Origin of the sequence: Microbacterium sp. Be9 (assembly GCF_011754135.1) — a bacterium.
Lineage (GTDB): Bacteria > Actinomycetota > Actinomycetes > Actinomycetales > Microbacteriaceae > Microbacterium > Microbacterium maritypicum_A.
The window spans coordinates 1014732-1037830 of record NZ_WNWT01000004.1; the positions used below are offsets into that span (position 1 = coordinate 1014732).

At 65.4% G+C, this 23099-nt stretch carries 17 protein-coding genes; 5 read left to right on the top strand and 12 right to left on the bottom strand.

What is annotated here, in order from left to right:
• Positions 1-12 precede the first annotated feature (12 nt).
• Positions 13-1203 carry an L-2-hydroxyglutarate oxidase gene (lhgO, locus tag GLO27_RS09100; RefSeq protein ID WP_021199806.1) on the top strand — a complete coding sequence of 397 codons (1191 nt, stop codon included), beginning with the start codon at positions 13-15 and terminating at the stop codon, positions 1201-1203.
• A gap of 43 nt (positions 1204-1246) precedes the next feature.
• Here the strand turns inward: lhgO and GLO27_RS09105 are convergent, their stop codons facing one another.
• The 7 genes from GLO27_RS09105 to rfbA form a co-directional block, all read right to left on the bottom strand.
• The gene (locus GLO27_RS09105; RefSeq protein ID WP_021199805.1) at positions 1247-3232 is read right to left on the bottom strand and encodes a hypothetical protein; all 1986 of its coding nucleotides are present in this window, start codon (positions 3230-3232) and stop codon (positions 1247-1249) included.
• 237 nt (positions 3233-3469) lie between these two features.
• On the bottom strand, positions 3470-4342 hold the full coding sequence (locus GLO27_RS09110) for a glycosyltransferase family 2 protein (RefSeq protein ID WP_167254482.1): 873 nt from the start codon (positions 4340-4342) through the stop codon (positions 3470-3472).
• A complete protein-coding gene (locus tag GLO27_RS09115; protein ID WP_021199803.1) occupies positions 4339-5550 on the bottom strand; it encodes an ABC transporter ATP-binding protein in 1212 nt (403 codons plus the stop codon). Before GLO27_RS09115 ends, GLO27_RS09110 begins: the two co-directional genes overlap by 4 nt.
• Before the next feature lie 3 nt (positions 5551-5553).
• A complete protein-coding gene (locus GLO27_RS09120; RefSeq protein WP_021199802.1) occupies positions 5554-6456 on the bottom strand; it encodes an ABC transporter permease in 903 nt (300 codons plus the stop codon).
• Positions 6457-6532: 76 nt separating this feature from the next.
• On the bottom strand, positions 6533-8425 hold the full coding sequence (locus tag GLO27_RS19770; protein ID WP_292776396.1) for a rhamnan synthesis F family protein: 1893 nt from the start codon (positions 8423-8425) through the stop codon (positions 6533-6535).
• A complete protein-coding gene (locus GLO27_RS09125; protein ID WP_021199800.1) occupies positions 8422-10356 on the bottom strand; it encodes a rhamnan synthesis F family protein in 1935 nt (644 codons plus the stop codon). Before GLO27_RS09125 ends, GLO27_RS19770 begins: the two co-directional genes overlap by 4 nt.
• Positions 10357-10439: 83 nt before the next feature.
• Positions 10440-11309 carry a glucose-1-phosphate thymidylyltransferase RfbA gene (gene rfbA, locus GLO27_RS09130; protein ID WP_031207335.1) on the bottom strand — a complete coding sequence of 290 codons (870 nt, stop codon included), beginning with the start codon at positions 11307-11309 and terminating at the stop codon, positions 10440-10442.
• 78 nt (positions 11310-11387) lie between these two features.
• On the opposite strand from rfbA, the gene rfbB reads away from it, so the two are divergent.
• Together rfbB and GLO27_RS09140 are read left to right on the top strand one after the other, a co-directional pair.
• Positions 11388-12386, top strand: a complete 999-nt coding sequence (gene rfbB / locus GLO27_RS09135) for a dTDP-glucose 4,6-dehydratase (RefSeq protein WP_021199798.1) — start codon at positions 11388-11390, stop codon at positions 12384-12386.
• Positions 12386-13798, top strand: a complete 1413-nt coding sequence (locus GLO27_RS09140) for a bifunctional dTDP-4-dehydrorhamnose 3,5-epimerase family protein/NAD(P)-dependent oxidoreductase (RefSeq protein WP_021199797.1) — start codon at positions 12386-12388, stop codon at positions 13796-13798. The genes rfbB and GLO27_RS09140 overlap by 1 nt, the downstream gene beginning before the upstream one ends.
• 55 nt (positions 13799-13853) lie before the next feature.
• Here the strand turns inward: GLO27_RS09140 and GLO27_RS09145 are convergent, their stop codons facing one another.
• Complete coding sequence (locus tag GLO27_RS09145; RefSeq protein ID WP_208323583.1) at positions 13854-15695, bottom strand: hypothetical protein; 1842 nt, start codon at positions 15693-15695, stop codon at positions 13854-13856.
• Between the two features lie 257 nt (positions 15696-15952).
• Positions 15953-17026: a glycosyltransferase gene (locus GLO27_RS09150; protein ID WP_167254485.1), complete on the bottom strand. Its 1074-nt coding sequence runs from the start codon at positions 17024-17026 to the stop codon at positions 15953-15955.
• Positions 17027-17148: 122 nt separating this feature from the next.
• On the opposite strand from GLO27_RS09150, the gene GLO27_RS09155 reads away from it, so the two are divergent.
• Both GLO27_RS09155 and GLO27_RS09160 read left to right on the top strand, forming a co-directional pair.
• Positions 17149-18912, top strand: a complete 1764-nt coding sequence (locus GLO27_RS09155) for a DUF4012 domain-containing protein (RefSeq protein ID WP_167254487.1) — start codon at positions 17149-17151, stop codon at positions 18910-18912.
• A gap of 143 nt (positions 18913-19055) precedes the next feature.
• Positions 19056-19640, top strand: a complete 585-nt coding sequence (locus tag GLO27_RS09160; RefSeq protein ID WP_021200307.1) for a hypothetical protein — start codon at positions 19056-19058, stop codon at positions 19638-19640.
• 209 nt (positions 19641-19849) lie between these two features.
• Here the strand turns inward: GLO27_RS09160 and GLO27_RS09165 are convergent, their stop codons facing one another.
• The 3 genes from GLO27_RS09165 to GLO27_RS09175 form a co-directional block, all read right to left on the bottom strand.
• Positions 19850-21304, bottom strand: coding sequence for an LCP family protein (locus tag GLO27_RS09165; protein ID WP_029266776.1), 1455 nt, complete (start codon positions 21302-21304; stop codon positions 19850-19852).
• Positions 21301-21768: a 5-(carboxyamino)imidazole ribonucleotide mutase gene (gene purE, locus GLO27_RS09170; RefSeq protein ID WP_036271441.1), complete on the bottom strand. Its 468-nt coding sequence runs from the start codon at positions 21766-21768 to the stop codon at positions 21301-21303. The genes GLO27_RS09165 and purE overlap by 4 nt, the downstream gene beginning before the upstream one ends.
• A gap of 141 nt (positions 21769-21909) precedes the next feature.
• Entirely contained in the window at positions 21910-23034 is a 1125-nt protein-coding gene (locus GLO27_RS09175) for a 5-(carboxyamino)imidazole ribonucleotide synthase (RefSeq protein WP_021200310.1), read from the bottom strand.
• Between the last annotated feature and the right edge of the window lie 65 nt (positions 23035-23099).

The following is a 23099-nucleotide window of genomic DNA, read 5'->3' on the forward strand; positions in this document are numbered from 1 at the left end:
AGGAGATTTACCGTGCCAGGAACCAGTGTCGTCATCATCGGCGGCGGCATCGTCGGCCTCGCCGTTGCGGAGCGCGCGGCACGCTCGGGACAGCGCGTCGTGGTCCTCGAGAAGGAAGAGGCGTGGGCCTTGCACCAGACGGGCCGCAATTCCGGCGTCATTCATGCGGGACCGTACTACAAGCCGGGTTCCCTGAAGGCGAAGATGTGCGTCCAGGGCAACGCGAGCATGCGGAGGTTCGCGGTCGAGCACGGCATCCCACACGAGTTCACGGGCAAGCTCATCGTCGCGACGAATGAGTCCGAGTTGCCGAACCTCAAGGAGCTGGAGCGGCGCGCCCAGGCGAACGGCGTCCCCACCCGCTGGCTCACGGCCGCGGAGGCGCACGAGTACGAGCCGCACGTCGCCTGTGTGGCCGCACTTCGCGTCGAGACGACGGGAATCATCGACTACGCCGCCGTGAGCCGACGTCTCGCGGAGATGGCGGCCGAGCACGGCGCAGAGATGATCCTCGGAGCCCAGGCCACAGCGATCCGCAATGAGAACGGGCACGTCGTCGTCGAGCACACTAAGGGCACGACACGTGCAGACTTCCTAATCAACTGCGCCGGTCTGCACAGCGACAAGGTCGCGCGACTCGCGGGGCTGCGCCCCTCGGCACGCATCGTGCCCTTCCGCGGTGAGTACTTCCACCTCTCGGCCGAGAAGGAACACCTCGTTCGGGGACTGATCTACCCGGTTCCGGACCCCGACCTCCCGTTCCTCGGCGTCCACCTGACGAAGATGATCGACGGCAGTCGCCATGCGGGTCCGAACGCGGTCACCGCACTCGGACGAGAGAGCTACAGCTGGGCGAAACTGAACATTCCCGAGGCGATCGGCGACATCACCTACCCCGGGTTCCTCCGCATGGCCTCTCACAACATCCCGGTCGGCGTGAAAGAGGTCCTGCGCTCGTTCTCCCGACGGATGTTCGCGCAGAGTCTGTCGGTCCTCGTCCCCGGTATCGAAGCCCGTGACCTGACCTCGTCCCCCGCCGGTATCCGCGCGCAGGCGATCACGAAGGACGGCAAACTCGTCGATGACTTCCTGTTCGAGATCGCCCCTCAGCAGGTGCACGTGCTGAATGCACCTTCACCGGCGGCCACGAGTGCCCTGGTCATCGCGGAGGATATCTGCCGGAGGGCCGGCTTCCTGGACTGAGCGGATTCGGACGCCGGCTCCTCCGCCGACGTCCGAATCGCCGTCAGGACACGGGAACGACTTCGTAGATGCGCATCTTGGTCGGTCCGTCCGTCGTCGTGGTCACCAGACGGACGCAGTCCTGCGAGATGTCGCTCTCGGCGATCACGTACTCCACGTTCGCCTGCGCGAACGCACTGCAGGAATCGAAGGTCAACTGGATCTGATCCGGTGCCGGGTTGCGGGGATCGGGATCTCCGTCGCCTACCACCCACGAGACGTTCGCCAGCCTGTTCCAGTTCTTCTCACTGCTGTTCGTCGGATCGATCTCCTCCCACATCTCCGGCGACGGTGCGCTCTGGAAACCGTTGTAGGAGGCGACCCCGGCTTGAACGAGCATCATCGTCGGCAGCGGAGAGTCGGCTATGCCCACCCAATCCCCCGGTTCCGTCGCGTCGATCTTCTCGATGGCATCCACCGCATGCGTCTCGCGGAGGTCGAGCACACCACGGTAGAGCGGATTGACACCCGCCGTGGACAGCAGCGACAGCACGAGCACGAGCCCCGCCCCGACAGCGATCCGGTTGGTCGCGAACAGCCACACGCTCGCGACGAACAGAGCGACGCACAGGACCGTGGCCCCCGCGACCAATGGATTCGCCGCGGCGAAGTCCCGGAAGCTGAAGTCGCCGGAAGCGCCGATGAGAGCGGCGACCCCGACGCTCGCGGCGGCGAGTATCGTCGCGACCGCGGCAGGCAGCCGAAGACCGCCGCCCCGACCGCGCTCATCGGCGAGTCGGGTGCCGGCGACCACGACGAGGACGAGGCTGAGAAGTCCGAATCCGAGCCTCACCCGGCCATAGGTTGTTCGATCCAGCAGGAGCAGGTGCGAGACCGGGTCCCACCCGGGCAGGAACATGTATGCCAGGAACACCACGGCGACGACGGAGAGGCATACGGTGAGCCAATCGACCCCCTCGCCTCTTCGGAAGCGGCGAAGAGCGATCCAGATGAGCGGCACGAGCAGGAAGAGACCGGGAAGTACGAATGTCGCCGATTCGGAGCTGTTCATGCCCCATGGCACGCCGCCGGACGGTCCGATGATCGGCGAGAAGGGACCACTGAACAAAGCCGCGAGCTCGTACCCGCCACCCCCACCGACCGGCTGGAGTCTTTCCCCGGGATAGACCGTGCTCGTGAAGCCCACGATCGTGTCCCAACGGGTCACCAGCCAGATGCAGAGGAGTGCCACACCGGCCGCACCGGCGATGAAGACCGGGACCACCGCCTTCAGACGGTCCACGAATCGCGGTCTGTCGACAGAGGGCATGAGGACGAATCCGACGCCGAAGGCAGCGACCACCCACACGACGGGGACGATGAACGGCACGTAGATTCCCGTTCCCATCGTCGCGGTGAGGTAGGCCACGAGCGCCGCCAGCACCCATTTCCCCGTCCGGTGCCGAGACCTCACGCACCAGACGATCGCCGCCATCACCAGAAGCGCCCACGCGGGCGCATAAAGCGTGATCGACAAGAACCACCATTGGAAGAATGGCGCGAGGAAGAAGCCGCAAGACAGGAGCAAGGCGGTGATCGGGCGTCGAGGGAGGAGCGTCACGGCGAACAGGAACGCGGCGGCGACCAATGCGAATGCCGGGAGCCACCATTTCACGGCCATCGCCTGGTCGAGTGGAAGGAAGAGGAAGCCGACGAGGTGCGGGCGGAGGGCTGTCGACCAGTCGCGCGTCGGCAGGTCATGCTGGACCGTCGCGTCCATGCCGCCCGGGAAGGTCTCGTTGCGGGTAGGCAGCCCCTGCTCGACCTGCGAGATCGTCCATGTCGTCTGCACGAACCACTCGTCGCTCCGGATCGGCTCGGGCATGCCTGCGATCAGATCCGAATCGGCGTCGTTGCTAACGAGGCCGTGCATCACTCCCGTGGACGAACCGGTGATGCCGAGGATGACCAGTAGCACGAACACCGCTGCCAGCAGGCTCAGAGGGGCGAGCAGGACTCGACGATTGGGCAGCCCGTCCTCCCTCGGCATGACGAAACTGCGGTAGGAATCTCGGACCGCCGCCCAGCGGGACGGCCTGGACCCTGCCTCGTTCGGGGGCGTTGACGATGACAACAACTCATGCCTCACTAGATCACTGCCATGATGGCGGGAAGAGGGAACTGCCCGTCGAGCCGAACAGCAGGTCACATCCTATCGACAGGATCTGATCAAGCCTGAGAACGCGGTGCTCCCCCGTTCGCAGGCCGGCCCGCCCAAGGCACGCACTCAGCCGACGGTTGATCTCACCTGACGAAACCGCGCTCCGTCGATGAACCCGCGTATGCCAGCGCGAATCTTCGGGCCCCGTTCGCGCTCGCAGAGCAGCATCTTGATCCAGGCCTTCGTCGCGTATGCAGCGTCGTCCCAGAACCAACGGCCGAAGCCGTACCGTCGGATCATGATCATGCGGTTACGCGTCATGTAGTACTGACGCATGGGCGAGTAGTTCGAGAGGTAGATCCGTCTGCCGAGGAAAGTAGACGGCACCGAGTCGCCGAACCGATGGTCGAGTACCGTGTCGTACACCTTGACCACGCGGTAACCCGCTCGGCGTGCTCGGAGCGAAATGTCGTGATCGACGTAGTCGATGAAGAGGCGTTCATCGTGAAGCCCGATCTTCTCCAGCGCCGCCCGGGAGAAGAGCGCACCCGAGGAGATCACTGCCACCTGCTCCTCGACACCCACCCGGTTCTCGCCGTCGTACAAGTGGCCGGTCTCCTCGGCACGCAGCGCCGGCCCGGCGATGGCGACGGGACGGCCGGCAGGCGAGAAGGCACCGATGAGCGCCTCAAGCATCCCGTCTGCCACAGTGCTGTCCTGGTCGAAGACCCACACATAGTCGAATCCTGCGCCGAGAGCCTGCCTCATCCCCGCGTTGAATCCTGCGGCGACGCCGACATTCTTCGTCTGGTCCAGGACGGTCAGGGCGTCACCGTCGCGTAACGGGGCGAGGAGCTTCTCAGTGCCTTCGTCGTCCGGCGAGTTGTTCACCAGGTAGATGTGGTCTGCCTGGGCGGCGAGCTTCGCAAGGTTGTCGCGGATGCTCGATGACGGACGGTAGGCCAGGACAACAGCGGCGACCTTCGGCGGTGGCGTCATCGTCCCACCGAGGAGTCCACGGTGATCTTCGCCGCCACGGTACCCATCGTGGTGTCGTCGGTCCGCACCCGCAACGTGGCGCCGCGCATGAGGCCGTGGCTGCTCGGTTCGCTCACGCCGGCGGCGTTCGCATTCACGAAGTAGTCCCCCGGACCGAATCCGGCCTGGGCGATGCGGAGATCCACGACGGTCTTGCCTGCGATCGGATCGAGCACCACGCCGAGCACCTCGGTGTTCGAGGCCATCACCATCTGCCCGAGCGGGGTGTCCATGCTGAAGCCGATCTCCCATCGCTCGATCGGCCGCAGCGTATCGACATGCACACGGACCGTGAACGGATCGCCCGTCTGGAGCTCCTTGATGGTTGCGCCATCGTCGTCCACCAGCTCGATGCGCTTCACCTGGATCGGATGGATGGTCTCCTCCGGAGGCGCCTCGCCCACCTCGCGGTCGGCGAGCACGTCACGCAGTCCGTCCACCGCGCGATTGATGTCCCCGTCGAACACCAGCTTCCCGTGATGGAGCAGGATGCCGCGGTCGCAGAGCTCCTGAACCTGCTGCGCGGAGTGGCTCACGAGGATGATCGTCCGGCCCTCCTCACGGAACTGGTGGATGCGGTCCATGCACTTGCGCTGGAAAGCCTCATCGCCGACGGCGAGAACCTCGTCGACGAGAAGCACGTCCGGATCGGTGTGCACCGCAACAGCGAAAGCCAGTCGCACATACATTCCGGACGAGTAGAACTTCACGGCGGTTTCGATGAACTCGCCGATTCCACTGAACTCGAGGATGTCGTCGAACCGTTCGTCGATCTGAGCGCGACTGAGCCCGAGGATCGCGGCATTGAGATAGACGTTCTCCCTGCCGGAGAGATCGGGGTGGAACCCTGCGCCCAGCTCCAGAAGCGCGGCCATGCGCCCCCGAGCCTCCACGGTACCGGTCGTCGGCGCCACGATACCGCCGATGAGCTTCAGCAACGTGCTCTTTCCCGAGCCGTTCTGGCCCAGCAGCCCGACGGTCGTGCCCGCCTTGATGTCGAGCGAGATCTCGTCGACAGCGGTGAACTCCTCTCGGAAGGCTTTGCCGTGCCTTCCGAAGTGGACGATGCGGTCCTTGAGGTTGTTGTCCTTGCGCACGCGGAACTTCTTGCTCACGCCCTTGAGACGGATGATGTCCGGGCGGGATGAGAGGTCGGTGTTATCGATCATGGCCTACAGCTCCTGCGCGAAATTGCCCTGCATGCGCGTGAAGACGCGATGCGAGATCCAGAGGAACACGAGCCCGATGACACTCATGATCGCCATCCTCAGCCCGAGGTTCGGGGGGTAGTCGGCGACGGTGCCGGAGCCCCAGAACGCCCGGTGAAATCCGAATACCCCCACGGTGAGCGGGTTCGCGAGGTACACCTCGAGAAGCCACGCGGGAAGGTCGTACTGCGCCACCACCGTCTTGACCATGGTCCACGAGTAGACGATCGGCGAGGCCCACATCGCGAGCATCATGACGACCTCGGTGAGGTACTGGATATCCCGAAGGTAGACGTTGAGGGCGGACAGCAGCAGCCCGGTCGCAATTCCCCACAGCAGCACCATCCCGAGCGACGGGAAGAACCACAGCATGTGCACCGGCTCTGGGAGTCCGTTGAGGAGCAGCGCCGCGACCAGCAGCACACCCAGCTGCACCAGGAACATGAAGCTGGCCGCACCGATGCTTCCCAGCGGGAAGATCTCACGCGGGAGATAGATCTTCTTCACGAGTCCGGCGTTGGAGATGATCGACCCCGTCGAGCCGAAGATCACGTCGGCGAAGAACGTGTAGAGAGTGAAACCGGCGAAAAGGTAGATCGCGAAGTTGTCGATCCCCCGTGAAGCGCCGAGGATCTGTCCGAGCACGATGAAATAGACCAGGAACTGTACCAGCGGGCGGATCACGGTCCACAGGAACCCGAGGAAGCTGTCGCGATAGCGTGCTTGGAGGTCGCGACGGATGAGCAGTATCAGAAGTTCGCGCCGTCGGTACAGTTCGCCGACCTTGCCGCCACGACCACCGTCGCGGAGTCCGCGCGCGTCGATCGTGGTGAACGGCTCGGCGGCGAGCCGAGTGAATCTGTCCACGGGGGTTTCCTTTTCGGGTGTTCGGGTCGTCCCTGAGCCTATCCTCAGCAGAACCTGTGCCTCGGCGCGGCGCGCCTCACCGATGCCCGGGGAGGCGCCGGCGGATGCCGCCGACGATACGCTCGCGCGCGGCACGGATTCGGGCTCCGGCGCCAGGGTGGTTGCGACGCATGTACATCCGCGCGAAATCGCGCAGCTTCCCCTCCCCCACATGTCCGATACCGCGCAGGAAGGTGATCTGCTCGTAGGTGCGTCCGGGAACGGTCGAGGACATCTCGTCGAAGTTGAAGTCGAGCGTCGTGTAGCTCACGGCGAAGTACTCGGCGTTCGTGATCGTGCGCGTGTGGAACCCGAGCTCCGCGGCCGCATAGCTCGGTACCCGCTCCAGGACGTGGGCGAGGCCGCCGTCCTGGTATGCCTCAGCACCTCCGAAGTCCGAGTACTCCCACGGCTGCTCTACCAGGAGACGAAGCGCCTCCGGTCGCGCGATGAACATCGAACCGTACGGCGCAAGCGGTGAGATGTCGTCGAGAGGCACCATGATCCCCATCTGGGCAGCAAGCTTCTCGAATCCCGGCTTGTTCGCCCACCAGGCGCGCCCCATGGTCGGGTAGCCGATGTGCACCATGGGCGGATAGACGATCCCGAGTCCCGGCTCGCGCTGGAACAGGGCGAGCACGTTCGCGGCATATCCCGGACTTGCGAGCAGATTCGTGAACTGCTGCTCCTTGAAGGCGCGCCCGACGTTGAAACCATCCTGGGGGGTCTTCTTCGAGTGAAGCTTGACGACGAGATCGTAGCCGCCGTCGAGGAGCACATCCTTGCAGCCCACGAGGAACGCGCTCTGATCACGACCATCGTTCGACGCGACCACGCGCACGTCGACCGCGCGACCGTCACGCGGCCGCGCATCGACGATCTCACGAATGTCCGCAGCACGCCTCTCATCCTGGGTCGTGATGACGAGGTCGTAGGTGGTGGGGAGCATGTCGACGCGGTCCAGCATCTCGTCCGTCATGTCGACGTAGAAGATGTGGAGGATGGCGACGACCCGCGGGGCGCGCAAGGGGTCGAACCCGTGGTCGATGTCGCCCAGAACATCGTTCAACCCGAGATCGACGTTGAGATCCTTCGGCGGCACATTGCGGGCGAGGTTCGAGAACATGTACTCGACGGGATATCCGTGCGATGCCATGTCCTCGGCGATCCACCTGCCGATCACGCCGTGACGGTCCAGGTACGGCGGCCAGTGGAAGAACGGACGACGCTTGACGAGCGGGCATCCGTCGGCGATGAGCAGATCGGCGTTGAAGAGCGCGGGATGATCCGTCGGATAGTTCTCGGCGGAAAAAGCCGCTGCAGAGACGAAACCCGCGTCATGGAACCGCTGTGTGAACGTCACTTCGTGACTGAGGACAGCCGCATAGTAATCATCCATAGCCGGCAGATCGCGCCAGTAGTCGCGCCAGATGCCGGACATGAACATGCGCTTGCGCACCGCGATCCAGAACGATTGCAGGTGGTCAGGCACCCGCCCCTCACCTGTCGCAGGATTCTTCATTCGGACGTTGTCCGTCATGCCCCAGAAGTCCAGATCCTGCGACGCCATCCTGTCCAGCACCGGCCCGTACGGTCGCACCGGACCGAACCAGGTGTCGTTGGTGAGCACGACCTCGTCGAATTTCTCGATGCCGTCGCCCAGGTGATCGATACCTGCCTTGTGGCCCCAGATGTCGAACCCCTCGTTCGGACGCACGAGGATGTCGTCCGTCACTGCCTCGAGACGCTCGCGTCCCTCCGGACTCAGGGCGCCGTTGACGACCGCGAGGATGTGGTCCGCGTCTGCGCGCATCTGCTCCAGCGCATACAGCACATAGTCCTCGACCGCGCCGCGGCGGTCGAACACGACGTAGATGACCGCGCGTCTGCTCTCCGACGTGAGTCCCGATGGCTGATCGTTGACAATCACAGCAGCTCTCCCTCGATCGGACGTCCTCGTCGGAGCACCTTGCGGAGCGTATGCATCCCGATGCGGGCCACGGCGACGAACGGGCGCATGACCGGCGCGAGACGCGCGGAAGTCGTCGGATGGTTCAAACGCATATACATGCGGGTCATCGCGACGATTCCGCCGGCGCCGGCCCATCCTGCGCGATGCAGCCACTGGATCTGCTCCAGAGGGTAGCCCGGGGGCGTGATCGAGAGCTGATCGAGCTTGTACGCAAGATTCGCGTAGGCAATCCCCGCGTGCTCCTGATTGAGCACCGTGCGGCAGTGGTAGCCGATCTCGCCCAGTGCAAGCGGCAGAAGACGCTCTTGCACGCGGGCGAGGTCGGCCCCGCCACGCTTCGCGGCGACATAGTCTTCATAACGGAGCTGGTCATCCAGCAGCAGGCGGAGAGCCTTCGGACGTCCAACCCACATGCCGCCCATCGGGGCCAGGGGCGAGGCGCCGTCGAACGGCACGTTGATGCCGAGACGCTCGCTGATCTCGAGCGCGGGCTCCCGGTACTGCGACCATCCTCGCCCGGCGAGGGCGTATCCGATATGCATCATCGGCGGGAAGACCGCTCCGAGTCCTGGTTCACGCTCGAACAGGGCGAGAAGGTTCGAGAACTGCCCGGGACTCGAGATGAGGTTCTCGAGCTGGTAGCGGCGGAAGTACCGTGCGATGTTCGCCCCGCGCTTCCGCGGGGCGCGGGAGTGGATCTTGACGACGAGGTCGTACCGGTCGGACACGAGGATGTCCCGACATCCGATGAAGAACGCGCTCATGTCGCGTCCGTGCTTCGACGGCACGACACGGATGTCGAAGCCGGTCGCCTTCGTGAGTCGCCGATCATCGATCGCCGTCCGGATACGGGTCGCGCTGTCGTCGTCGAGTGTCGTCACCACCAGATCGAAATCGACGGGGATCTGCTCGAGCCGATTGAGAATATGGTCGATCGTCCGCGGATCCGCGCAGTGAGCAAGGACCGCGATGCGTCTGCTCGGTGCCGGGGCATGAGCGCTCTCGTCGAGCACTTCGAGCATTCCCGCATCGGTGTTCAGCGTCTTCGGCTGCACGTTCTTCGCGAGGTTGCTCCACATCAACTCGATCGGATAGCCGTATCCGGCGATCGCCGCAGCCGTCCGCCGTCCGATGACGGCATGCCGGTCGAGGAAGGGGGGATAGTGGAAGAAGGGACGACGCTTGACCAGAGGGCAGCCGTCGGCAAGAAGAAGATCGGCGTTGAACAGCGAGGGGTGCTCGGTCGGATAGTCGTGCGACGCGAAAGCGACCGAAGCAGAGTAGCCGCGCTCTTGGAAATGCTTCGTGAACTGTGTCTCGTGCTTGAGCACCGCATCGAAGTAGGACGGCATCTCCGGCAGATCCCGCCAGTACTCCTGCCAGTCGGGAGACAAGAACATCTCCTTGCGGACGGCGATCCAGAAGGACTGGAGGTGATACGGAAGCTCACCCTCGTTCGTGAACTTGTTGAGCGGCTCCCACTCGTGATCGGTCATGCCCCAGAAATGCACCTCACGAGCATTCATCCGCTCGAAGACCGGACCGTACGGACGAACCGGGCCGAACCAGGTGTCGTTCGTCAGCAGCACCTCGTCGAACTCGGCGATTCGATCGCCGATATGCGCCAGTCCCTCCTTGTGCGCCCAGATATCGAAACCGGTGTTGGTGCGCACCAGAATGTCGTCGGTCACGCTCTCGAGCGTGGCTCGACCGGCATCGTCCAGAGGCCCGTTCACCACCGCGAGAATGTGCGCGGCGTCGTCTCGCATGCCTTCCAACGCGAACCGGACGAACTCCTCGACCGTCCCACGACGGTCGTAGACGACGTAGATGACCAGCCGCTTCCCGCCATCAGGAAATGTCGCTGATTTCTGCCCCGGCGTCGTCATCTGATCCCTCCAGACCCTCGGTGGGAGGGCACAACTCATGCCCGCGCCAAGCGCGGAATGTCACTGAACTCGGACGAGCCTAGTCAGCGTCCCTGTGCGAGCGCCTTGAGGAGGTACTCGCCGTACCCGCTCTTGCGCAACGGCTCCGCGCGCTCTCGCAGCTCGTCATCCGTGAGGAACCCCATCCGCCACGCGACCTCTTCCGGGCAACCGATCGAGAGTCCCTGGCGCTTCTCCACCGTGCGGATGAAGTCCGTCGCTTCGGCGAGTGAATCGAATGTCCCCGTGTCGAGCCAAGCGGTGCCACGGGTGAGCAGCTGCACTTTGAGCTTTCCCCTGTCGAGGTACTCGCGATTGATGTCGGTGATCTCGAGCTCTCCACGAGGTGAGGGCTTGAGAGCCTTCGCGATCTCGATCACGTCGTTGTCGTAGAAGTAGAGCCCGGGAACGGCGTAGTTGCTCTTCGGGTGGGCGGGCTTCTCCTCGAGGGAGACCACCTTGCCTTCGCGGTCGAACTCCACCACCCCGTATGCCGCGGCGTCGTCGACCCAATAGCCGAAGACGACGCCACCGTCGAGTTCTGTGTACTGACGAAGCTGCGTGCCCATGCCCTGGCCGTAGAAGATGTTGTCACCAAGGACGAGGGCCACCGAGTCGTCGCCGATGTGCTCCTCCCCCAAGATGAATGCCTGCGCAAGGCCATCCGGGGACGGCTGGGTCTTGTACGTGATGGAGACACCGAACTTCGACCCGTCCCCGAGCAGACGCTGGAAGGACTCTGCGTCGTGGGGCGTCGTGATCATCAGGATGTCGCGGATGCCGGCGAGGATCAGCGTCGACAGCGGGTAGTAGATCATCGGCTTGTCGTACACCGGGACCAGCTGCTTGGAGACGCCGAGGGTGATCGGGTGCAACCGGGAGCCTGTGCCGCCGGCGAGAATGATGCCACGCATGATCACTAGTCTCCCTGATCGCGCTCGCCTGAACAAACGCCCCGAATCGGGCAGACCCTACCCGGTACGCTGGTCGTCATGCAGAGACTGCTCGTCACCGGCGGCGCCGGCTTCATCGGTTCCAACTTCGTGCACCACGTCATCGAGAAGACCGATGCCCATGTCACCGTGCTCGACAAGCTCACCTACGCGGGCAATCGGGCCTCGCTGGAGGGCCTCCCGGCGAATCGTCTCCGGTTCGTGGAAGGCGATATCGCGGACCCCGAGCTTGTCGACGACCTCTTCTCCGAGGTGGACGCCGTCGTGCATTACGCGGCGGAGTCGCACAACGACAACTCCTTGCACGATCCGCGTCCGTTCCTCGACACCAACATCATCGGCACCTACACCCTTCTCGAGGCAGCGCGCCGTCATGACCGCCGCTTCCACCACATCTCGACAGACGAGGTCTACGGTGATCTCGAGCTCGACGATCCCGAGAGGTTCACCGAACAGACCCCCTACAACCCCTCCTCTCCGTACTCCTCCACCAAGGCAGGCAGCGATCTCCTCGTCCGCGCCTGGGTGCGCTCCTTCGGTGTGCGCGCCACGATCTCGAACTGCTCGAACAACTACGGTCCGTACCAGCACGTCGAGAAGTTCATCCCGCGTCAGATAACGAATGTGCTGCGCGGTATCCGTCCGAAGCTCTACGGCGCCGGACAGAATGTGCGCGACTGGATCCACGCCGACGATCATTCGTCAGCCGTTCTCACGATCCTCGACAAGGGCGAGATCGGCGAGACCTACCTGATCGGCGCCGATGGCGAGAAGGACAACAAGTCGGTCGTGGAACTCATCCTCACCGAGATGGGTCAGCCTGCGGACGCGTACGATCACGTCACGGATCGCGCGGGCCACGACCTGCGGTACGCGATCGACTCGACCAAGCTCCGGAACGAGCTCGGTTGGACGCCCACATACGGGGACTTCGAATCCGGTCTCGCCTCGACGATCGCGTGGTACCGCGACAACGAGGCGTGGTGGGCTCCCTCCAAAGACGCGACCGAGACGTTCTACGCATCCAAGGGACAGTGATGACGGAGTTCGGAAAGTCGCTGACAGTGTCGGAGACGGGCATCCCCGGACTCCTGATCGCCGACCTTCCCGTTCACGGGGACTCCCGTGGCTGGTTCAAGGAGAACTGGCAGCGCGAGAAGATGATCGCCGCAGGTCTTCCGGACTTCGGTCCTGTGCAGAACAACATCTCCTTTAACGACGAGGTCGGGACCACACGTGGCATCCACGCGGAGCCGTGGGACAAGTGGGTATCGGTGGCGACCGGGCGCATCTTCGGCGCGTGGGTCGACCTCCGCGAGGGCCCGACTTTCGGCGCGGTGTTCACCGCTGAGATCGATCCGTCACGCGCGATCTTCGTCCCGCGTGGAGTCGGGAACTCGTATCAGACACTCGAGCCGGACACCGCCTATGTCTATCTCGTCAACGACCACTGGTCGGCGGATGCGGAGTACTCGTTCCTGAATCTGGCTGACGAGACCGCGTCCGTCCAGTGGCCCATCCCGCTGTCCGAGGTCGAGATCTCGGCCAAGGACCTCGCACATCCGCGCCTCGCGGACATCGCCCCGATTCCGGCAAAGAAGACCCTGGTGATCGGGGCCAACGGTCAGCTCGGTGTCGCTCTGCGCAGACTCCTCGGCGATTCGGCGCAGTACGAGTACGCCGGACGCAGCGAGTTGGATCTCACTGACCCCGGCTTCGCCTCCGCACGGCGCTGGCGTGACTACGAGACGATCATCAACGCCGCCGCGTTCACCGCGGTCGACCTCGCGGAGACACCGGAAGGCCGCGCCGCCGCGTGGGCGGCAAACGTCGCCGGAGTCGCTGCGCTGGCTCAAGTGGCAACGGAGAACCGCATCACCCTCGTGCACGTCTCGAGCGACTATGTCTTCGACGGCACAAAGGAAGATGCCTACACCGAAGACGACTGTTTCCGCCCGCTCGGAGTTTATGGCCAGACCAAAGCTGCGGGCGACGCGATCGTCAGCACTGTGCCGAGGCACTACATCGTCCGCACGTCATGGGTGATCGGCGAAGGCAAGAACTTCGTCCGCACCATGGTGTCGCTTGCGGAGCGCGGCATCGATCCGCAAGTGGTCGACGATCAAACGGGACGGCTGACGTTCACGAGCGACATCTCTGCGGCGATCGTGCACCTTCTTCACACCGACGCCGCCTACGGCACCTACAACCTGTCCGGTACGGGCGAACCCGCAACTTGGGCGGAGATCGCTGCCGAAGTCTTCGCTCTGACCGGGAATGCGCCCGAGCGCGTGAGCGGTGTCTCGACCTCCGAGTACTTCGCTTCTGCCTCGACGCCGGTCGCCCCGCGCCCGGCGAACAGTGTGCTCGCGCTAGATAAGATCGTGGAATCCGGATTCGAGCCGGCTCCGTTCCGCGAGACGCTGAACGCCTACTTGAACGCTGGTTGAGGACTCCTTGGGCGCCGGCCGATGAACGGACCGGTGCCCAAGGCCTCACGCCCCCTCAGAAGCGGATCGTCCCACCCTCGAAGGTCTGAGAACACACCCCACCCGCACACACCTGTGCGCTGGTAGGCCATCCGTACGAACCCGAGGCACCTCCCGCGGCGAAGTACGCATCGCGAACCTTTCCGGTGACCGCGAACGCACCCAGGGTGCGCTTGAAGAAGACGGCGCCATTCGCGAATCCCTCGGCCATCCCCCCGCCGTTGAACGAGTAATAGACGAACGACGAAGGAATCCTCGCCCCCAGCGTCGCGGCCTGAGCCGTCGCCACGGCATCGATCGCAGGCGCACCCACCCGCGCTCCGGCAGCCGCCGACCAACTGATCCACCCGTACTGGAACTCCTGCGAGCACAACGTGGACGTGCACGTCTGCGCCCCCACGGGGAAACCGAGCCGACCCGTGGCCCCACCAAGCGTGAAGTACTGATCACGGATGGGACCCGACACGAAGAACGCCGTCCCATTCGTCACCGCATACGCGGAACCACTCCCGAACGCCTGACCGGTCCCTCCCGGCAGAGCGGCCACCGCAGAAACCGGCACCCCCCACGAACCGGAGATCCCGCCTGCAGCGGCATACGCCGCATAGACCGGGCCCGACACACCGAACGCACCCGCCCCAGAAGACGACACCATCCCACCCTCGAAGGTCTGAGAACACACCCCACCCGCACACACCTGATCGGCAGTAGGCATCCCCAGTTCACCGTTCGCACCGTTCTGTGCGAAATAGCCTGAGCGCAACGGTTCCGCGACGACGAACGTACCTTTGGAGCCCGAATACACGGATCCTCCGGAGAAGAGCTGCCCGATGCCCTGTGTGAGCGGTTGCTGGTTCAGCACGGGCCACCCCAGGGGCCCGTCGGCGCCTTGCCGCGCGAAGTAGTACTCCCGGAGCGGACCGGACCACACCGTCTTCGCTCCGAAGGATCCCGTCCAGTAGATCGAGGCAATGGAGAACGCACGCCCGTAGCCCCCGCCGTTCTGCTGCAGACGAGTGACGTCGGAGACCGGGGCTCCGGGCCCGGCAGCACCGCCTTGCGCCAGGTACTCACCCTGAATCGCTGCCGTCGCCGTGGCGAGGCCCGACGAGACCTGGGTGGATCCGAACCAGTCGGTGAAGTAGTTGTAGAAGTTGCGGTTTCCGTACGCGGAGCACCCGTCTCCCAGACCGTATCCGGCGTTGAGCGCAGCGGCGTTGGGCTGATACGGCGTGTAGTAGTAGAGAGCCGACGTCGCCTTGTTGGCGACGTACACCGGTGAACTCCCGCAGTTGGCGTTGGGGTTGTAGAGGATGTTCCAGGTCCTGCCCGGGGCATACCACTGGAACCACTTGCCCTCCATGTAGATCTGCATCTGACGTGCTGCGCCGTAGATCTGATGGAAGAACCCGATGTAGTTCGGGTCGCAGGGCGCGGTGTCAGGACATCCCTGCCCGAGTGCGATCCGGTAGCGCCATGCGCTGGGCCAGATGTGAGTGACGAGCCCCTGTTCCTTCTGGAGCATCACGATAAGCACCTGCGGGTTGATGTTGCAGGCCTGCGCGACGCGATAGATGATGCGAGCCGCCGATTCGTTCGCCGCCCCCGAGTACCCGCTGCAGTAAGCGTCGGCCGGACGAGTGACGGTGTTCATCGTGAAGTCCTTGATGCACACGATCGGCTCGTTGTTCTCGTCCCTTCCCCCCTGACACCGTGACACCTTGCTGTTGAAGAATGCCTGGATCTGAGCCTCGGTCATCGTGGTCTTGTCCGTGAACACGGCATCGCTGATGAGGTTGCCAGGCGTGAAGCCGGCCAGCGTCGTCTTGACGATCCCGCTCGCGGCGGGGTCGACCATCGTTCGAGACGTACTCGGAGCACTCAAGGAGACCGACGCCGTGGCAGCAGTGGCGGGGGCCACGGTGCCGAGGACCAGGGCGGAGGCAGCAAGGAAACAGGTGAGGAGACGGGCGGTCCTCAGGGTGTTTCGCGAGCGTGGGGCACGTCGAGACATGTGACCAGTGTGACGGAAGTTGCGGGATGATGCCACTGTTGCCGGGATCGCACCACAAGTTTCCGGCGTGTCGCACGTATGCGCAGGTGGCTCTCAGCCAATCAGAGGTCGGCGTGAAGGGCCCAGAGCCGCTCAGCTGCGCTCGCCCACGAGAACGCTCGCGAACGGTCGGCGGCGAGGACACTGAGGCGTGTCGCGGAGTCTCCGGTAGCTGCGGCAACGGCTTCGGAGAGTTCATCGGCGCTAGCGAGCACCCCGCCGTCTGCGAGAACATCACGGTGCGACCCGCTGTCGACTGCCACCACCGGGATGCCGAGTGCCATCGCCTCGACGGCGCGCCACGGCCACCCGGCGACGGCACTGGTGGCGACATAGGCGGATGCACCCGAGAGAATGGCGGCGCGATCCTCGATCGACAGCACCCCGCGGACGTGCGCGCGCCGCTCAGGCAGCCCGGCGGCAGAGGCGACTTCCACATAGTGTGGTTCCGACCCCTCGGGAGCGTCGAACACCACCGCGTCGAGCCCCGCGGCCACCGCACCTCGGATGCCGTCGGCAAGTCCCGACGGAGATCCGCTGACCACGATGTAGCGGTCGGGCAGCGACAGCGCGTTCCGACGCGCAGCAGCGTCGAAGGGAACGTCGAATCCCTGCGGCGGTGCGCCCGCGATCACCCGAACGCGGTCGCCGATCTTCGCCAGCTCCGAAAGACGCTCAGCCACGGCGTGAGACGGCACCACCACCGCGTCGGCATGTCTCACAGCTCGACGGAGCATGCCTCGCTGCCAGGCCGCATTCCCCTTGGACAGCAGCTCCGGCGCATCCCAGGCTCGCAGATCCCACACCGTGACCGTGGTCTGGTGGTTGTCGTGCACCCGATCATGGCGCACAAGGGGCGCCATCAGCGTCGGCGAATGGATGAGTCCGCCGCCGACACCCGGAGCGATCCCGAGCTGCCAGGCTGCGGCGAGTTCACGACGCCCCATCCCGAGCGTGCGGATGTCCCCTATTCCCGCCACAGGCACGGACGCGCCGGCCGGAACGATGGCGTCCACGGCGCAACCGGAGGGGGCGGTCGCGACCAGGCCGGCGGTGATTCCCACCGCGGCGTCCGCGTGATCGGCATCGACGACATCCACGAGCTGATCCAGAACAACACGCAGTCGAGCACCCATGCACACAGGCTATCCCCGCTGTGCCGCTCCCCCCGTGAGGTCAGCGCCCGCGCCACCGTAGTGTCAGCGTTCGCACAGTTTTCGCCCACCACGGCCGCAGCGGTTCATGCTTGAATGCTCGGGTGAGCGATGGTCGACTTCCCGTCCGGCGCCGATGGATCGGGTGGACCGTCGGCATTCTGCTGACCCTTCTCCTCATCGCCGTCGGCTGGGTCACCGTCCGCGGGATCGGCGCCGTGAACGACCTTCAGCAGGTCGCGAAGGGTGCCTCGCAGCTGAAGGCCTCGATCGCTACCGGTGATCTCGACGGCGCGAGGCCGATCGCGCGGAGCATCGCTCACAACGCGGAGTCTGCGCACGCCCTGACCTCCGACCCGGTGTGGCACGCTTTCGGCGCCCTCCCCTGGATCGGACCGAACTTCAGCGCTGTGAGCGACATCGCCGAGATCGCCGACGATGTGTCGAACGACGCCCTCACGCCGCTCCTGGATGTTGCCGCGGACTTCGACCTGGCGAGCCTCGGCTTCGCCGGCGGAACCATCGACCTCGCACCGTTCGCCGAGATCGCCGGCCCGCTCGGCGCCGCGGACACGGCGCTCGGCACCGCGGAGTCGAAGGGCAGACGCATCGACGCGGACGCCACGCTCCCCCCGCTCGCCGATGCCATCCGCACCATGCGTTCATCGGTCGACGAGGCGGCGACCGTCGTCGGCTCGCTCCACGGCGCCGCCGTGCTGCTGCCGACGATGCTCGGCGGCGAAGGCCCGCGCAACTATGTGCTCGCGATGCAGAACAACGCGGAGCTGCGATCCTCGGGCGGGATCATCGGATCGATCGCCCTGCTGCATGCCGAGGGCGGCAAGATCTCGCTTCAGACCCAGGCATCGACTCGGGACTTTCCTCCGCTGGAGACCGGCCTGCCTCTCAGCGACTCCACGATCGCCCTGTTCGAGGATCGCCCCGGCCGATATCTGCAGAATCTCACCAGCATCCCTGATTTCCGTGAGGCCGGCGCCGCCATCGCCGCGCGGTGGGAGGGACGGTTCGGCGGGACCGTGGACGGCGTCATCGCCGTGGACGCCGTCGTCGCAAAGCATCTGATCGCCGCGACCGGAGATCTCACGTTCGGCCCCTTCACGGCCACGTCCGAGAACATCACCGACATCCTCCTGTCGGAGATCTACGCTGCCGTCCCCGATCCCGCGGTACAGGACGAGATCTTCGCTCAGGCCGCTGGAGCCCTGTTCGGTGCCGCCCTGTCCCGCGCGGAACCGCGCGCACTGCTCGGAGCTCTCTCTGACTCGGCGGCCGAGGGACGCATCCGCATCTGGAGTGCCCACGAGCCCGAGGAGACCGTGCTCGCGGCTTCCGCCCTGGGCGGGACGATCCCCGACGACACCTCCGATACGACCTCCGTCGGGGTGCTGATGAACGACACCACCGGCGGCAAGATGGACTACTACACCCGCGCCGCCATCTCGACATCGGTCGGCACGTGCCAGGGAACACCCACCACGCAGGTGCGGGTGACGTGGACGAACACAGCCCCCGCCGACGCCGCGACCACCCTGCCCGCCTACGTCACGGCCGATGGCTTCTACGGCGTACCGGCAGGAACGGTGCGCACTCTGATCGCCGTATACGGCCCCGAGGGGTCGACACCGTCGCATATCGATCGGGACGGCGCAGAGGAGGGCGTGCAGACGGCGATGATCGGGGATCGATCGGCGGTGCAGCACGAGGTCTCCCTCGCGCCCGGAGAATCGACCACGATCACGATCGAGTTCCAGGGCACCGGCGCAGGTGAGCGTCTCACCGAAGTGCTGCACACCCCGCTGATCGACACCCCCGTCACGAGTCGATCACCGCTCCGATGCGCTTCGTGACATTAACAGCTCGATAGGGTACTGTCGACTCACTGGGGAATATCTGACGTCCGCAATCCTGCCGTGGGGGCAGGACGACGTCACGCAGTTGGATGCAGGGGTGTATCCAAAGGCGATTCCGCGTGAAATTCTGGGGAGAAATCATGCTGAAGAAACTGGCTGCCATCAGCCTTGCCGCCGGCGCGCTCGTACTCGTCGCGCCCACCGTCGCAACCGCTGCGCCGACGGTTCCGTCCGCGTCGTCCGACTCGTATCCGACGCCTCCCGGCGCCAAGGTCGGCGATCCGATCATCGACATCTGCGAAGCCTCGACGATCGTGTTCGGACCGGGCTACTTCCTGCCGTCCGAGAACGTGAACGTTTCGGTTTCCGGCTACAACGCAGGGAAAGCCGCGGTCTCCGGCAACACCGCTGCCGGAGACGGCAGCCTGACGCTCACGTTCCGTCCGCCGTCCGACGGAGAGGGCTCCTACGCCGTCGCCTTCAACGGCTCGCGTGCGTACACGGCGACGATCACGGTCTCGCACGGCCACGATGCTGCCGTGAGCTGCGACCACGATCCTGGAGTCGCGGCCGCAGGTTCTGAGCTGCCGCTCACCGGCGGGGGTATCGAGCTGGCCCTCACGGGCGGGAACGTCTCGCCGTGGATCCTCGGCGGCGGAGCAGCTGCGCTGGTCGCCGGCGGAGCACTCGTCGCGGTCGGAGCTGCACGCCGCAAGCGCGCCTAGGTCCGGCTGCCGCCTCGTGCGGTGGTCGACTGGACGACGGTGATCCCTCCCCCTCCGATCACCGTCGTCTGGTGCATCCGGTGGAACCCACCGGAAGCCCACGGCCGCTCTCCTTCGGGAGGCGACCGTGGGCTTTGTCATGCGCACTGACCTCGCGCTCCAGCGGGCACGGACCAGCACAGAATTCCGCCGCTCCGGGACACCCGGGGTCACGGCTCAGGAGTCGGCGTCTCCGTCGGAGGATGCAGCTTCTGCTGGATCATCTCGTGGATGAATGCGTAGTCGGGCTGGTGCTCGTCCACGCCGGTCTCGGGTGTGAGTTCGATCGAGGTGACCGGTTGCTCCTTGGCCTTGAGCATCAGATCGAAGAACTCCGGGAGCTTGTCGGAGGGAAGGTCGGTGCTGATCAGCGCCGTCCCCGCCGCGGCCACCTCGTTGAAACGCGTGAGAACCGTCTGCGGGGTGAACTGCGCCAGAATCGCGGCCTGCAGCTCTCTCTGACGCTTCATGCGATCCCAGTCGCTGGTGGTGTACCGCGAGCGGGCGTACCACTGCGCCGTATCGCCATCCATGCGCTGCTTGCCGGGCTCGATCCATCCGATAGCCCACTCGTTCACATCGCTGCCCGTCCATCCCTCCGGCGGGCCGCCCTTCGGCAGACGCTCGGTGACGTCGATCTCCACGCCGCCCAGAGCGTCGACGAGCTCTGCGAAGCCGTGCATGTCGACGAAGACGTAGTACGGGATCTCGATTCCGAGAACTCCCTCCGCCGCGTCCTTCGTCGCCTCGATCCCGGGTTCCGAGCCGTTGGCCTTGGCATCCGGATAGAGGCCGGTGCCACCATCCTCTCGACAGACCTCCGCGGCGTTGCGTACATGGTTCATCCAGCCGTTCCAGCCGCAGGTCGATGAGCCATGGCCTTCGAACCCGTTCGGATACAGCTCCTGCATCGGACTGCCGTCGCTGAACGGCGCATTCGGAAGCTCTCGCGGGATACCGGTGATCGTGACAGCCCCGGTGTCGGCGTTCACGGAGACCACCGAGATGCTGTCGAACCGCATCGAATCGCGCCCGTCACCACTGTCGGCGCCGAGGAGAAGGATGTTGTAGTAGCCGTCGCTGGGCTGCACGCTCGGTCCACTCTGTCCGAAGATCGAGCCGATCGTGTTGCGCACCGATCCGACGGCGGTCGCAGCGTAGCCTGCGCCGCCTCCCACGAGTCCCAACAGCACCAACGCGACGACCGGGATGGCGAATCGGGACGGCCCAGGCACTTTCACGAGTCGCACCAGGCGGAGAGTGTCGAAGGTGAGCACGGCCCAGAGCACGACGTACCCCACCAGCAGCACCTGCACGATCGTCAGGACCACGGCGGAGAAGAACCCGCCACCGATCGTGAGCCAGAGCAGGACAGGGCGGGCGAAGAGCGCGAGGCCCAGTGCCACGATCGCGAGGAACCAGGAGAGCAACGTGGCACCGAGACCGAATCGCCCGAGGCGACGGTTGCCGGCGAGCACCTGCGCGGAGCCCGGAACCAGGAGGTTCACCGCGATCAGCCACCACCCGCGTTTGACCATCGTCCCCGAATCGGCGGGATCAGGATGCCGCAGCGGCCGGGTCTCGATGAGCGGGCGCCGTGTTGCGCGCGGAGGCGCAAGAGTCACAGTGAACCCTTCAGCCGTTCGTTCTTCTCCTCGACCTGCGCCTCGAGCGCACGTGCGTACTCCTCGACGCTATCGGCGAGAGCCTCATCCGACGTTCCGAGAATCCGCGCGGCCAGCAGACCGGCGTTGCGCGCCCCGCCGATGGACACGGTCGCCACCGGGATACCCGCGGGCATCTGCACGATCGACAGCAGGGAATCCATGCCGTCGAGATATGCGAGCGGCACCGGCACGCCGACGACGGGAAGCGGTGTCATGGAGGCGAGCATCCCGGGCAGATGGGCGGCTCCCCCGGCACCGGCGATGATGACGCGGATGCCGCGTGAACGCGCGTCGCGCGCGTACGACATGAGCTTGTCGGGTGTGCGGTGCGCGGAGACGACCTCCACCTCGTGGGGGATCCCGAAATCCGTGAGCGCCTGAGATGCATCGCTCATCACGCGCCAGTCGGAGTCGGATCCCATCACGACGCCGACCAGGGGCTCGGCGGAAGAGTGCAGTGGCTCGGTCACCAGATCAGGGTACGGTCTGCCGCTGTGAGATTCCCCGAACGGCACACCACTTGCCGCGCATGTGTCGGCGAAGAGCCGCCACATGCGATCTGATCAGACGAAGTGCGCGGCGACGGCACGGGCGACGTAGACCGCATCGTCGAGATCATCGTCTGCAACGTTCACGTGGCCGACCTTCCGACCGGGCCGGGGCGCCTTCCCGTAGGTGTGGATCTTCGCCTGCGGGTGCTCAGACATCGCGGCCCCGAAGCGCTCGTCCAACGTCCCTTCGGCCGGGCCGCCGAGGATGTTCACCATCACTGACCACGCGGCGCGCGGCGCGGTGCTCCCGAGAGGAAGGTCGGCGACCGCCCGCAGATGCTGTTCGAACTGGCCGGTGACGGCGCCGTCCTGACTCCAGTGGCCGCTGTTGTGCGGACGCATCGCGAGCTCGTTGACGAGTATCCGCTCGTCGTCGGTCTCGAACAGCTCGACCGCCAGCATGCCCGTCACGCCCAGACCTTCCGCGATGGTGCGACCGATCGACTCCGCGACCTCCACCAAACGCTCGGTCGCGGCAGGAGCCGGGGCGATGACCTCGGCACATACCCCGTCGCGCTGAACGGTCTCGACGACGGGGTAGGCGACGATCTCGCCGCCGACGCCACGCGCCACCTGCTGGGCGAGCTCACGCACGAAGGGGACGAGCTCCTCGACGAGCAGGGCGTCTCCGTCGGCGAGCGCCGCCAGCCAGTCCTGTGCCTCCTCCGCCGCACGCACGACCCGCACGCCTTTGCCGTCATAGCCTCCGCGTGGCGTCTTCACCACGCCTGCTCCGGCGTGCTCGTCCAGGAAGGCCTGCAGTTCGGCGGCGGTGCGCACAGCCGCCCATTCGGGCTGAGGGATCCCCAGCTCTGCGAGGCGCGCGCGCATCACGAGCTTGTCCTGGGCGTACTGGAGCGCATCCGGCCCCGGGTGCACGGAGACGCCGTCCGCGACCAGCTGTCGGAGAACGTCCTGCGGCACGTGCTCATGGTCGAAGGTCACGACATCGACGCCGGCCGCGAAAGCCCGCACCGTATCAAGATCGCGGTAGTCGCCCACGGCGGTGGACGCCAGCTCGGCAGACATCCCCTCCCCCTCTGCGAGCACCCGCAGTTCGATCCCGAGCTCGACCGCCGGAGCGATCATCATCCGGGCCAGCTGTCCTCCGCCGATCACGCCAACACGCAACGCCATGTGCCGCCTCCATTCGTCTGCACCCATTCTTCCGCACGCGACCGGGCGCGCACGACCGGTTGCCG

Coding starts and splice junctions, on each gene's coding strand:
- GLO27_RS09125 (WP_021199800.1), bottom strand. CDS start 10,356: ATGACGACGCCGGGGCAGAAATCAGCGACATTTCCTGATGGCGGGAAG.
- GLO27_RS09175 (WP_021200310.1), bottom strand. CDS start 23,034: ATGGCGTTGCGTGTTGGCGTGATCGGCGGAGGACAGCTGGCCCGGATG.
- GLO27_RS09105 (WP_021199805.1), bottom strand. CDS start 3,232: ATGCCGAGGGAGGACGGGCTGCCCAATCGTCGAGTCCTGCTCGCCCCT.
- purE (WP_036271441.1), bottom strand. CDS start 21,768: ATGGGATCCGACTCCGACTGGCGCGTGATGAGCGATGCATCTCAGGCG.
- GLO27_RS09160 (WP_021200307.1), top strand. CDS start 19,056: ATGCTGAAGAAACTGGCTGCCATCAGCCTTGCCGCCGGCGCGCTCGTA.
- GLO27_RS09150 (WP_167254485.1), bottom strand. CDS start 17,026: ATGGGTGCTCGACTGCGTGTTGTTCTGGATCAGCTCGTGGATGTCGTC.
- GLO27_RS09140 (WP_021199797.1), top strand. CDS start 12,386: ATGACGGAGTTCGGAAAGTCGCTGACAGTGTCGGAGACGGGCATCCCC.
- rfbA (WP_031207335.1), bottom strand. CDS start 11,309: ATGCGTGGCATCATTCTCGCCGGCGGCACAGGCTCCCGGTTGCACCCG.
- GLO27_RS09115 (WP_021199803.1), bottom strand. CDS start 5,550: ATGATCGATAACACCGACCTCTCATCCCGCCCGGACATCATCCGTCTC.
- GLO27_RS09110 (WP_167254482.1), bottom strand. CDS start 4,342: ATGACGCCACCGCCGAAGGTCGCCGCTGTTGTCCTGGCCTACCGTCCG.
- rfbB (WP_021199798.1), top strand. CDS start 11,388: ATGCAGAGACTGCTCGTCACCGGCGGCGCCGGCTTCATCGGTTCCAAC.
- GLO27_RS09145 (WP_208323583.1), bottom strand. CDS start 15,695: ATGGTCGACCCCGCCGCGAGCGGGATCGTCAAGACGACGCTGGCCGGC.